This window comes from Streptomyces sp. NPDC033178 (assembly GCF_055577685.1).
This window is the reverse complement of the sequence record NZ_JBVIPT010000001.1, coordinates 129,415-141,561: the sequence shown is the minus strand read 5'-3', so window position 1 is coordinate 141,561 and position 12,147 is coordinate 129,415. Positions and strand designations below refer to the sequence as shown.

At 68.2% G+C, this 12,147-nt stretch carries 8 protein-coding genes and 1 pseudogene; 4 read left to right on the top strand and 5 right to left on the bottom strand.

Features of this window, described 5'->3' with window-relative positions:
* Positions 1–7 precede the first annotated feature (7 nt).
* Both ACZ5VQ_RS00715 and ACZ5VQ_RS00710 read left to right on the top strand, forming a co-directional pair.
* Positions 8–1,015: a carbohydrate ABC transporter permease gene (locus tag ACZ5VQ_RS00715; RefSeq protein ID WP_469103008.1), complete on the top strand. Its 1,008-nt coding sequence runs from the start codon at positions 8–10 to the stop codon at positions 1,013–1,015.
* 2 nt (positions 1,016–1,017) lie between these two features.
* Positions 1,018–1,872, top strand: a complete 855-nt coding sequence (locus tag ACZ5VQ_RS00710; RefSeq protein WP_469103007.1) for a carbohydrate ABC transporter permease — start codon at positions 1,018–1,020, stop codon at positions 1,870–1,872.
* Between the two features lie 72 nt (positions 1,873–1,944).
* Here the strand turns inward: ACZ5VQ_RS00710 and ACZ5VQ_RS00705 are convergent, their stop codons facing one another.
* From ACZ5VQ_RS00705 to ACZ5VQ_RS00685, 5 genes and pseudogenes are all read right to left on the bottom strand, one after another.
* The gene (locus ACZ5VQ_RS00705; protein WP_469103006.1) at positions 1,945–2,673 is read right to left on the bottom strand and encodes a DUF4389 domain-containing protein; all 729 of its coding nucleotides are present in this window, start codon (positions 2,671–2,673) and stop codon (positions 1,945–1,947) included.
* 105 nt (positions 2,674–2,778) lie between these two features.
* Positions 2,779–3,855 carry an AI-2E family transporter gene (locus ACZ5VQ_RS00700; protein WP_469103546.1) on the bottom strand — a complete coding sequence of 359 codons (1,077 nt, stop codon included), beginning with the start codon at positions 3,853–3,855 and terminating at the stop codon, positions 2,779–2,781.
* A 230-nt stretch (positions 3,856–4,085) separates the two neighbouring features.
* On the bottom strand, positions 4,086–4,832 hold the full coding sequence (locus tag ACZ5VQ_RS00695; RefSeq protein WP_469103005.1) for a phosphotransferase family protein: 747 nt from the start codon (positions 4,830–4,832) through the stop codon (positions 4,086–4,088).
* Positions 4,833–5,198: 366 nt separating this feature from the next.
* Positions 5,199–5,369 (bottom strand): annotated as a pseudogene (locus ACZ5VQ_RS00690) (helix-turn-helix domain-containing protein); the annotation flags it as partial.
* Positions 5,370–5,558: 189 nt separating this feature from the next.
* Positions 5,559–6,521 (bottom strand): threonine ammonia-lyase, encoded by a 963-nt coding sequence (locus ACZ5VQ_RS00685; protein WP_469103004.1) that lies wholly within the window; start codon positions 6,519–6,521, stop codon positions 5,559–5,561.
* Positions 6,522–6,916: 395 nt separating this feature from the next.
* Here ACZ5VQ_RS00685 and ACZ5VQ_RS00680 point away from each other — a divergent pair, with 395 nt between their 5' ends.
* Positions 6,917–9,766: a PQQ-dependent sugar dehydrogenase gene (locus ACZ5VQ_RS00680; RefSeq protein WP_469103003.1), complete on the top strand. Its 2,850-nt coding sequence runs from the start codon at positions 6,917–6,919 to the stop codon at positions 9,764–9,766.
* 17 nt (positions 9,767–9,783) lie between these two features.
* Positions 9,784–11,541 carry a ThuA domain-containing protein gene (locus ACZ5VQ_RS00675; protein WP_469103002.1) on the top strand — a complete coding sequence of 586 codons (1,758 nt, stop codon included), beginning with the start codon at positions 9,784–9,786 and terminating at the stop codon, positions 11,539–11,541.
* Positions 11,542–12,147: the final 606 nt, after the last annotated feature.

Below are 12,147 nucleotides of genomic sequence, written 5' to 3'. Positions count from 1 at the left end.
CCCATCCGTGACCTCCGTCGAACCGGCGCACGCCGCGCCCCACGCCCGGGAGAAGGCCCCACCCGTGACCGCCGCCAAGCCCGCGCGTCCGGTGCGTCCGGCGCGTTCCGTGCGCAAGAACCGCGACTGGTTGCACGGGCTGCTCATGTCCACGCCCGCCGTCGCCGGACTCATCGCCTTCGTGGGCATTCCGTTCGGCTACGCCGTCGTCCTCTCCTTCTACAACGTCCGCCTCGGCTCCCCGCTCGCGCCCACCTTCTTCGGCCTGGAGCAGTACCGGCGGCTGTTCACCGACCCCGACCTGTCCGGCCCCTTCCTACGGGCCCTGCTGAACAACCTGACCTTCGCCGTGGTCGTCGTCCCCGTCCAGACGGCCCTGGCGCTGGGGCTGGCGATCCTGCTGAACCGCAAGCTCAAGGCGATCGGCCTGTTCCGGTCCCTCTTCTTCATGCCGGTCGTCTTCCCGATGGCGCTGGTCGCCGTGATCTGGCGGCTCATCCTCGCCCGCAGCGACCAGGGCATGCTCAACTCCACCCTGGACGCGGTCAGTTTCGGCAACTGGGGCGCCTTCGACTGGCTCGGTGACTCCGCCACCGCGATGGCCTCGATCATCGTGCTGTCCATCTGGCAGGGCGTCGGCTTTCAGATGGTCATCCTCCTCGCCGGCCTCCAGCAGATACCGGGTGAGCTCTACGAGGCCGCCGACCTCGACCGCGCGAGCCGCTGGCAGCAGTTCCGCCACATCACACTGCCCGGCATCCGCGGCACCCTCGTCTTCGTCGCCCTGCTCACCTCGGTGCTCGCCTTCCGGGTCTTCGACCAGGTCTACGTCCTCGTCAAGGGAGGCGGCCTCAACGAGGACGCGGGCCGCACCGTGATGTACCAGGCCGTCACCACCGCCTTCGACCAGAACAACGTCGGCCAGGCCGCCGCGATCACCGTCGTCTTCTTCCTGATCGTCGTCGCCCTGACCATCGTCCAGCGCCGCGTCGTCCGGCCCGACAACGAGGACTGACCATGACCACCCACACGGGCCTCACCCGCACACCCCTGCGCCGCTGCCTCGACTACGGCGTCCTCAGTGTGCTGGCGTTCATCTTCGTGCTGCCCGTCCTCTATCTGTTGATAGGCAGCCTCAAGCCGTCCGACGAAGTACTGAACGGCCTGTCCGGCTTCCTGCCCACCCACCTGTCCTTCGACAACTACTCCAACGTCCTGAGCAGTCTCAACTCCGACAGCACCGGCTACTTCTGGCGCTTCGTGGGCACCTCGCTGCTGCTCGCGTTCGTGGTGGTGACGGGCGGTCTGTTCGTCAACTCGATGGCGGCGTACGGGCTGTCACGGCTGAAGTGGCGCGGCCGCAACGCCGTCTTCACCCTCATCCTGCTGCTGATGCTGGTCCCGTTCGAGTCGGTGGCCGTCCCGCTCTTCTACATGTTCAACGACCAGCGCAACACGCTCTTCATCCAGGCGATCCCGTTCATCGCCAACGCCTTCTCCGTCTACCAGTTCCACACCTTCTTCCGCTCGATCCCGCCGAGCATCGAGGAAGCCGCCCGCATCGACGGCGCGGGCCCCTGGCGAACCTTCTTCGCCATCGTCGTCCCCATGTCGAAGCCGGCCTTCGCGTCCGTGGCGATCCTCACCTTCCTCACCCAGTGGGGCTCCTTCCTCTGGCCCGTCCTGATGGTCTCCGACCCCTCGGTACGCCCGCTGCCCCTGGAGATGAGCGTCTTCCAGGCTCAACTGCCCCCGGACTGGGGCCAGATCCTCGCCTTCGGCGTCCTCCTGGTCCTGCCTGTGCTGATCGTCTTCGCGTTCTTCCAGCGCTGGTTCGTCCAGGGAGTCGCCAGCTCCGCCATCAAGGGCTGAGCACTTTCGCCGAGGGGGCGGACGAGTACCAGGGGGCGCTGCCGTCCGAGTACCAGCGCATCCTCCGTGGATTCAGCCCTTCGTCAAAGGGGAGGACGGCGGCGCGGTCGGCGGTGCGTCCGGATGGGGGACCGGCGTGGACTCCTGTCCGCCCATGTCGAGACGGAACGGCGGGTACTGGTCGGTCATCAGCGCGGCATAGGCGATCACCCGTGCGACCCACCGGGCGAGGCCCAGCAGGAAGTCGAAGAGGTGCCGCGGGTACCGGGCGGTGAACAGCAGAATGACCACGGCGACGAGGGAGAGGAAGGGCATCAGTCCGCTGCCCCGCCAGCCGCCTCCGTCGTCCCCGTCCCCGTCCCCGCCCCATCCCCAGCCACCCGCGAACATCGCGACGACGATGTACTGCGGGATCGCCAGCAGCCACCACTTCACCAGGACCAGACCGCGTGAGAGGCGCGCGGGGTAGGCGACGTCGAAATGAGCCGGGTAGTCCGGCACATCCGCGAGGGTGAACGGCGGGTACCGGTCGGTGCCGAGCGCGGTGTGGGCGTAGTAGCTGACCCGCCAGTTCCATCGCAGTACGCCGACGCTGAAGTCGAAGAGGGACCGGGGATACCGACCGGTGAACAGGATGGCGAAGAACGCGATCACCGTGACGAGGACGAACCCGATCCACAGGAAGAACAGCACGATGTAGTGCGGGATGGCGAGGAGCCACTTCACCAGCCACAGCCATCTGGACAGCCGGGCATCGACGGATGCCTCGATACGCACGGGCGACGCGGTGACAGGAAGCATGGGAGACAACTCCTTTCGCTTGCAGATTCGCAAGCGAGGCGGAGCACCGCGACCTGGGAGGGGCCGTTCGCGCACCCGGCCGCGACCGACCCCCTGACGGGCAGGTCACCCTTCGGCCACTGGCTCCGGTGACGGCTCGCTGAGCTGCTCGCGCACGTAGTTCCACACCACCGCGATCAGCGCGGCGACCGGTACGGCGAGCAGACTGCCCACGATGCCGGCCAGACTGCCGCCCAGTGTCACCGCCAGCAGGATCACGGCCGCATGGAGGCCGAGCCCACGACTCTGGATCATGGGCTGGAACACGTTCCCCTCAAGCTGCTGCACCACGATGATGATGGCCAGCACGATCAGCGCGTCCGTCAGACCGTTGAAGACCAACGCGATGAGGACCGCGACGAAACCGGCGAACAGGGCGCCGATGATCGGCACGAACGCGGAGACGAACGTCAGCACGGCCAACGGGAGCACCAGCGGCACCCCCACGACCCACAGGCCCAGACCGATCAGAACGGCGTCGAGCAGGCCGACGGCCGCCTGGGAACGTACGAAGGAGCCCAGGGTCGCCCAGCTACGAGAGGCCACGGTGGGGATGTCGGTGGCGAGTCGGCCGGGCAGTTGACGGGCGAGCCACGGCAGGAAGCGCGGGCCGTCCTTGAGGAAGAAGAACATCAGGAAGAGCGCCAGCACGGCGGTGACCAGGCCGTTGACGATGGTGCTCACTCCGGTGATCACAGTGGTGACCATGCTGCCGAGGCCGTCCTGAGCGCGGGCGACCGCGCTGTCCATGGCCTTGGTGATGTCGTCGTCGCCGATGTTCAACGGCGGCCCGGAGGCCCAATCACGCAACTTCTGGATGCCTTCGACCACGCCGTCGGTCAGCTCACCGGACTGGGACGCGACCGGTACGGCGATGAGCGCCACGACGCCGCCTGCGACGAGGAGGGACAGCACGGTCACGGCCGACGCGGCGAGGGCGGGCTTCCACCCGTGACGACGCAGGAAGCGGGCCAGGGGCCAGGTCAGTGTGGTGAGCAGCAGGCCGACGACGAGCGGCCACACCACCGACCACATTCGGCCCAGAAGCCACAGAGACACTGCGAGCATCGCGAGTATCAGCAGCGACTCCGCGGAAAAGCGCGCCGATGTGCGGAGCGCGGCGCGGGCCTTCGTGGAACTCAGGGTTGCAGTCACGGTGGAACCCTATTGGCACGGCTGCCGGCCGGAGGACCTGGGCTGCGGAACCCACCGATCGGTGAGGCACCGGGACTTCGCGCCTACTTCGCCGTCATCGGCCGACGACCACTGCGCACCGCACTCTGTCGGGAGTGAGAACAGGCGATGCGCACCAGGCAGGGGATGGCCTGTTCGATGCGCCAGAACGCACTCTCAGCCGTCGGGCCCGCGCAGCCCTACAGCCGGGACCTCAGCACGTCGACCTCACAGCCCGGCGCGAACGGGTCGAAGCCATGCTCGACCAGCCAGCGAACCACCAGCAGGCTTCGCAACGACCACCATGCGCGGATTACGTCGAGGTCGACGTCGGTTCCATAGCCGGCGACGACGTCGTCGAGGTGCTCCTCGTGTCCGAGCGTGAAGGTGGCGAGGTCGTACAGGGCATCACCCTGGCCCGCCTCGGACCAGTCGATGATGCCCGTGACCTCGGCGCCGTCGACGAACACGTGAGCGATCTGCAGGTCGCCGTGCGTGAACGCCGGAGTCCACGGCCGGAACGCGGCCTCGGCGACCTGACGGTTGCGGGTGACCAGGTCGGCGGGCAGCACGCCGTTCGTCACGAGCCATTCGCACTCGCCGTCGAGATCCGCCGCCAACTCGTCGATGCCCCGGCCACCCCGACCCGGCCAGGGCGGCAACGGCGCGTCGTGCAACTTCCGGATGGCGGCACCCGCCGCGGCCCACGCCGCCGGGGATGCGGTCGACGGCTCGCCCAGGCGGCCGAGCGCCGTCCCCGGGACCGCGGCGATCGCAAGCACGGGCGGCTTGCGCCACAGGACCTCCGGGGTCGGGACCGGCACCAAGGCCATCGCCTCGACCTCGACGTCGATGCGCGTCTGATCGGCGTCCACCTTCAGGAACACATCGCCGACGCGCAGGGTCGCGCGCTCGGAATGGGCGACGACGACTTTGACCTCATCCATGGGCGACCAGTATCCCGGGAATGATCGATGATCCGATCCGGTCCGGGCTTATCGACCCAGTCCCGGCTCCTCGGCCAGCAGTCGTGCGATCCCTGCTGGCCTTAAGACATCCTGCGTGGCGAGGGCGTTGCCGCCGTGCAGCCTCGAACAGCCCTTGAGCTGGGTCGCGGTGAGCGCGTACGGCCGACCCGAGCCGTATGCGGATGGGTGCGTACACCACGTCATACACCCGGGAACGTGCCCCATCCGTACTGTTCGTCTGGCCAGTACGCCGTGGACGCGGATTGACGTTCCGTCGTCCCCGGCCCAGGTCAAAAAACCGCGCAGAGGGTTCCCGTAAATGATCTTCAGGTTGGTCCGTTCGCGTAACGCCCGCCCGAGGTGGTCGATGATGCGGTCGGCCGCGGACTTGGAGATGTCGAACAGCGGGGCCAGTTGGCGCAGCGTCAAGTTCGTGCGCCAGTAGGCGGCCACCAGCGGTGCACGGTCCTCCAGCGCGAGGCTTCAGGGACGGCCCTGGTCTGCGCCGTCCAGCCGAGGCTTTCACGTGGGTGCGATCGCCATTCGCCAGATACATGGCGACGACGTAGCGGCGGAAGTCCCCCGTAACATCTCCCGTCCCCCAAGCGTGTTCATGTCGAAGGCCTGCGAGCGAGCGGCAAGCTCGGGCGCACCAAGAGGACTGCCGGGGCCCGGGCAGCGCTTCCTGCACCCAGTCTCGCCGGCTCACGTGCGGACCCAGCGGTGGTAGGCGTCCAGGTCGACGTTGCTGCCGCAGATGATGGTGGCCACGTGGCGGCCGGCGAAGCGGTCACGGTCTTCCAGGACGGCCGCGACGCCGAGGGCCGCTGAGGGTTCGACGACCAGGCCCGCGCGCTCCAGGAGCATCCGCATGCCCGTGACGATGGACGCCTCGCGGACCAGGACGGCATCGTCGGCCACCGCGAGGAGGTCGTTCAGGACTGCGGGGATGGGGTATCGGCCGGCCACGCCGTCGGCGATGGTGTCGGTGGAGTCGGTGGTGACGACCCGGCGCTGGTGCCAGGAGCGGGTCAACGCGGGTGCACCGAGGGGCTGCACGCAGATCACCTCGACGTCTGGCGAAAGGGCCTTCAGGACGTAGCCCACTCCGGTGGCCATCGCGCCGCCGCCCAGGGCGATCAGGACTGCGTCGAAGGAGGGCGCCCTGCTCGCCAGTTCCAGGCCGATGGTCGCCGCGCCTTCGCAGGTCTCGATGTCGAGGCTGTCCTCGAGCAGCCGGACGCCGCGCTGTTGCGCGATACTCACGGCCCGTTCGCGGGCCATCTCGAAGTCGCCGTCGACCAGCTCCAACTCCGCACCCAGCGCGTGGATCCGATCGAGTTTGGCGGCGGGTGCCCTGCGCGATGCCACGACCGTCACATCGAGGCCACGGTGGCGACCGGACCAACCGAGTGCCTGGCCGAGGTTGCCGGCGCTGGCACACACCGCGGCTGTGCCGCCCTGGCCGGCCAGCAGGCTGGCGAAGAGTTCGGTACCGCGGGCCTTGAAGCTGCGCACGGGGTTCGCCGTCTCCAGCTTGATACTCACCGTGCAGCCAAGCTCGCTTCCCAACGCGTCGCACTGGTACAGCGGAGTATCCAGGAAGACCGGGTCGATGTCCCGACGGGCCGCACGGATCCGGGCAAGATCGAGGCGCGTCGTGAGCATGCCGAGCAACGTACCGCACGCCGCGTCGCGGCCGGGATCAACAGCCCTACGCTGCACATGACGTCCGCTGTCGAGTGGTAGCCCGTACCGGGGACCAGGCAGGGAGCGACGCCTTGGTGCCGGGACTTGTACGTTCCCGATGGCAGAGGGCCGAATTGCGGTCGGCCTGCGGTCGCCCCGGCAAAGCTGCGGCTCCAACTTTGTCCCGTGCATGGAAAAAGTATCGAGATCTTGCGTGAAAGGGGTTACGGAGCTCAACAAAGCTCGCTAACTTCCTTGAAATGAACCGGTCATAGAGCCGCAACCGGTCATGACGGCGCGACGGCGCGCGCCTGTGCACTGCTTGGCAGCCCGGCGAGGGCTGCCGTCATCCCACCCCACTTTGGGAGACCTCTGTGCGCAACAAACCGCTCAGACACAGACGTATCCGGTACCTGCTGACCGCCGTGGCCTGCGCTGTCGGCTGTCTGCTGCCCATGCCTCAGGCCGCCGCGCGCCAGGCGGATCCGGCCGCCGGGCCCAAGGCGGCCGCCGTCGAGTTCCAGCAGGTCACCCTCGCCAAGGGCGTGGCCGAGACGGGCGAGCCCATGACCTTGGCGGTGCTGCCGGACCGCTCGGTCCTGCACACCTCCCGTGACGGCACGGTCCGACTCACGAACGCCGCGGGGACCACCGCCGTCGCGGGCAAGCTGGACGTTTACAGCCACGACGAGGAAGGCCTCCAAGGCGTCGCCGTGGACCCCGGGTTCGCGTCGAACCGGTCCATCTACCTCTACTACGCCCCCAAACTCAGCACTCCGGCAGGCGACGCCCCGTCCGACGGCACGGCCTCCGACTTCGCCCCCTTCGACGGCGTCAACCGGCTGTCCCGGTTCGTGCTGAAGACCGACGGCACGCTGGATCTCGGCAGCGAGAAGAAGATCCTCGACGTGCCGGCCTCCCGCGGCATCTGCTGCCACGTGGGCGGCGACATCGACTTCGACGCGGCCGGAAACCTGTACTTGTCCACCGGCGACGACACCAACCCGTTCGCCTCGGACAGCTACACCCCGATCGACGAGCGTGCCACCCGCAACCCCGCCTTCGACGCCCAGCGTTCCTCGGCCAACACCAACGACCTGCGCGGCAAGGTCCTGCGGATCAAGGTCAACGCGGACGGGTCGTACGCGATCCCGAGCGGGAACCTCTTCCCCTCCGGCACCGCGAAGACCCGCCCCGAGATCTACGCGATGGGCTTCCGCAACCCCTTCCGCATGAACGTCGACAAGGCCACGGGCATCGTCTACCTCGGCGACTACGGCCCCGACGCCGGCACCGCCAGCCCCACACGAGGACCCGGCGGGCAGGTGGAGTTCAACCGGATCACCAAACCCGGCAACTACGGCTGGCCGTACTGCACCGGCGACAACGACGCCTACATCGACTACAACTTCGCGACCGGCGCCTCCGGGTCCGCATTCAACTGCGCCACGCCCACGAACAGTTCACCGAACAACACCGGCCTCACCAGCCTGCCGCCCGCCCAGCCCGCCTGGATCCCCTACGACGGCGGATCCGTACCGGAGTTCGGCAACGGCTCGGAGTCCCCGATGGGCGGCCCGGTCTACCGCTACGACGCCGCCTCCACCTCCGAGGTGAAGTTCCCGCAGGAGTACGACGGCGACTACTTCGCGGGGGAGTTCGGCCGCCGCTGGATCAAGCGCATCGAGGCCGGCACCGACGGCACGGTGCAGTCCATCAACCCCTTCCCCTGGAGCGGCACCCAGGTCATGGACATGGCCTTCGGCCCCGACGGCGCCCTGTACGTCCTCGACTACGGCACCGGCTACTTCAGCGGCGACGAGAACTCGGCCCTGTACCGCATCGAGCACGTCGTCGACGGGCTCGCCCCGACCGCACAGGCGAAGGCGAACGTCACCTCCGGCACAGCACCCCTGGCCGTCACCTTCTCCTCGGCCGGAAGCACCGACCCGGACGGCGACGCCCTCAGTTATGCCTGGACCTTCGGCGACGGCGGCACCTCCACCGCCGCCAACCCCTCCCACACCTACGCGTCCAACGGCCAGTACACAGCCACGCTGAAGGTCACGGACACCACCGGCAAGTCGGCGACGGCCTCAGTGCAGATCACGGTGGGGAACACCGCGCCCACGGTCAAGCTCGACCTGCCGCTGGACGGGAGCATCCACGACTTCGGCGACGCCATCCCGTTCAAGGTGACGGTGACCGACCCCGAGGACGGCACGATCGACTGCTCCAAGGTGAAGGTCACCTTCATCGTCGGACACGACAGCCACGGCCATCCGCAGACCTCCACCACCGGCTGCAACGGCACACTCCAGACCCTGGCTGACGGCGAGCACGACCCCAACGCCAACATCTTCGGCGTGATCGACGCCGAGTACACCGACAAGGGCGCCGGCGGCCAGCCCGCGCTGACCTCGCACGACCAGCATGTCGTCCAGCCCAGCCACCGGCAGGGCGAGCACTACGGTGCCTCAGCCGGTGTCGACGTCATCTCCCACGGTCCCGCGCACGGCGGGAAGACCGTCGGCAACATCGACAACGGCGACTGGATCTCCTTCCAGCCGTACGCCCTCGGCAACGCGACGCAGTTCACCGCACGGGTCTCCTCCGCGGGCGCGGGCGGCACCATCGAGGTCCGCGCAGGCTCCACGACCGGCACCCTGCTCGGCACGGCGACCGTGCCGGTGACCGGCGGATGGGAGACCTTCCAGGACGTGACGGCCGGCCTGAACAACCAGCCCACCGGCTCCACCTCCCTCCACCTCGTCTTCAAGGGCGGCAGCGGCGCGCTCTTCGACGTGGACGAGTTCTCCTTCACCACCTCGGGCGGCAGCCCCCGCTCGGGTGAGGTGAAGGGCGTGAACGGCAAGTGCCTGGACATCGACAACGCCCAGACCGCCGACGGCACCAAGGTGCAGATCTGGACGTGCAATGGATCCGGTGCCCAGAAGTGGACGGTCTCCGGTGACGGCACGTTGCGGGCGCTTGGCAAGTGCCTGGACGTGTCCGACGCAGGCACCGCGGACGGTACGAAGATCCAGCTCTGGACGTGCAACGGTTCGGGCGCGCAAACCTGGTCGGCCCAGTCCGACGGCACGGTCCGCAATCCGCAGTCCGGCAAGTGCCTCGATGCCTCCGGCGGCACCTGGAACGACGGAACTGCGGTCCACCTGTGGACCTGCCACGCCAACACCAACCAGAAATGGACCCTGCCGTAGGAGGGAGGAGACCGACCATGCGTACCTATTTGAAAGCGGCCCTCGGCCTGTTCGTCGGCGCCGCGCTCTGTCTGGCCCCGCAGGCCGCGGCGCTGCCCGCAGCGGTGAGCGAGTCCGTCACCGCTGAAACACGACCGATCGCGGCGGCGGACCCCGCGTACAAGATCCTCGTCTTCTCCAAGACGGCGGGCTTCCGCCACTCCTCGATCGAGAAGGGCATCGAGACGCTGCGCGGCCTGGGCACCGCGAACAACTTCACCGTGGACGCGACCGAGGACGCGGGGACCTTCACGACCGGCAACCTCGCCCAGTACAAGAGCGTCGTCTTCCTGTCGACGACGGGCGACGTGCTGAACTCCGCCCAGCAGACGGCCTTCGAGCAGTACGTCCAGGGCGGCGGCGGATACGTCGGCATCCACGCCGCCGCCGACACCGAGTACGACTGGCCCTTCTACGAGGGCCTGGCCGGTGCGCTCTTCCACTCGCATCCGGCCATCCAGTCCGCCACGGTCAAGGTGGAGGACCGGGCGCACGACGCCACCGCCCACCTGGGCAGCGCCTGGCAGCGCACCGACGAGTGGTACAACTACCGCACCAACCCGCGCACCACTGCCCACGTCTTGGCCTCGCTCGACGAGTCCAGCTACTCGGGCGGGAACATGTCCGGCGACCACCCGATCGCCTGGTGCAAGGACTACCAGGGCGGCCGGGCCTTCTACACCGGCGGTGGGCACACCGACGAGTCGTACGCCGAGCCCGCCTTCCGGCGCCACCTCCTCGGCGGCATCCGCTGGGCCGCCGGGATGACCGACGCGGACTGCCGCCCGGAGACCGGCTACACGTCACTGTTCAACGGCTCGTCCACCAGCGGCTGGAAGCAGGCCGGTCCGGGGCAGTTCAGTCTCGCGGACGGCACTCTCACCTCCGTGGGTGGGATGGGGCTGTTCTGGTACAACGCCCAGGAGTTCACCGGCGACTACTCCCTCAAGCTCGACTGGAGGATGGCCGGGGACGACAACTCCGGTGTCTTCATCGGCTTCCCGGCCTCTGACGACCCGTGGACGGCGGTGAACAACGGCTACGAGATCCAGATCGACGCCACCGACGCCGCCGACCGCACGACGGGCTCCGTCTACGGCTTCAAGTCGGCGGACGTCGCCGCACGGGACGCGGCGCTGAATCCGCCGGGGGAGTGGAACACCTACGAACTCCGGGTCACCGGCGAGCGGTTGGAGATCTTCCTCAACGGCCGAAAGATCAACGACTTCACCAACACCGACCCCGTACGGAGCCTGCGACAGGGGCACATCGGCATCCAGAACCATGGCGACGGCGACGACGTGTCCTTCCGCAACATCCGCGTCAAGCGCGACGGGGGCCAGGAGCCAGGCCCCCGCTCGGGTGAGGTGAAGGGCGTGAACGGCAAGTGCCTGGACATCGACAACGCCCAGACCGCCGACGGCACCAAGGTGCAGATCTGGACGTGCAACGGATCCGGTGCCCAGAAGTGGACGGTCTCCGGTGACGGCACGCTGCGGGCGCTTGGCAAGTGCCTGGACGTGTCCGACGGAGGCAGCGCGGACGGTACGAGGATCCAGCTCTGGACGTGCAACGGTTCGGGCGCGCAAACCTGGTCGGCCCAGTCCGACGGCACGGTCCGCAACCCGCAGTCCGGCAAGTGCCTGGATGCCTCGGGCGGCACCTGGAACGACGGAACCGCGGTCCATCTGTGGACCTGCCACGCCAACACCAACCAGAAATGGACCCTGCCGTGACGAACTGACTGACCAACCGCCACGGTGCGGTGAGTCAGCGGCCTTCTCCATGTCTTCGCCCCGCTCACCGGCGTGAGCGGGGCGAAGACGCTGTGCGATCAGTCGCCGGGACGTCGTCCGTGACCGGAAGGACAGCACTTCGCGGCACGCGGGGCATTCCCGAACAGCAACGGGTGGACCGGAGCCCCGGAAGACGAACGGGAGGTGGTTTTCCCGGGCGTCGTTCCACTCCGCGGGACATGACCGTCGGTGCGGGCAAGAAGGCCGATCCGAGGACGGCGTTGGCCTTGCCGAAGATCCGAGGGACACCTGGCCCCCGGCAGCTACTTCAGAGCTGGCAGATCGTGCAGGGAGACACGGCTCTCGGAGCCTGGAGGGCCTCGGCCCGCCAATGATCCGCTGATCACCGCCGCCCGTGGCGCTCGTCGTTTCCGCACCGTCCAAGCCGAACTCATTTGTGGAGTCGGTCGGCCGGGTCCGCGGCGGCCGCGTTTGCGGTGACTTGTGTGGCAATGCTTGTCCTGCAGCAGCTGGTGGCGGCACCCGGTGCGGTGCTCGAGCAGGTCGTCTACCTGTCCGCCTCCGCACTCGCCGGTGTCGCGCGGT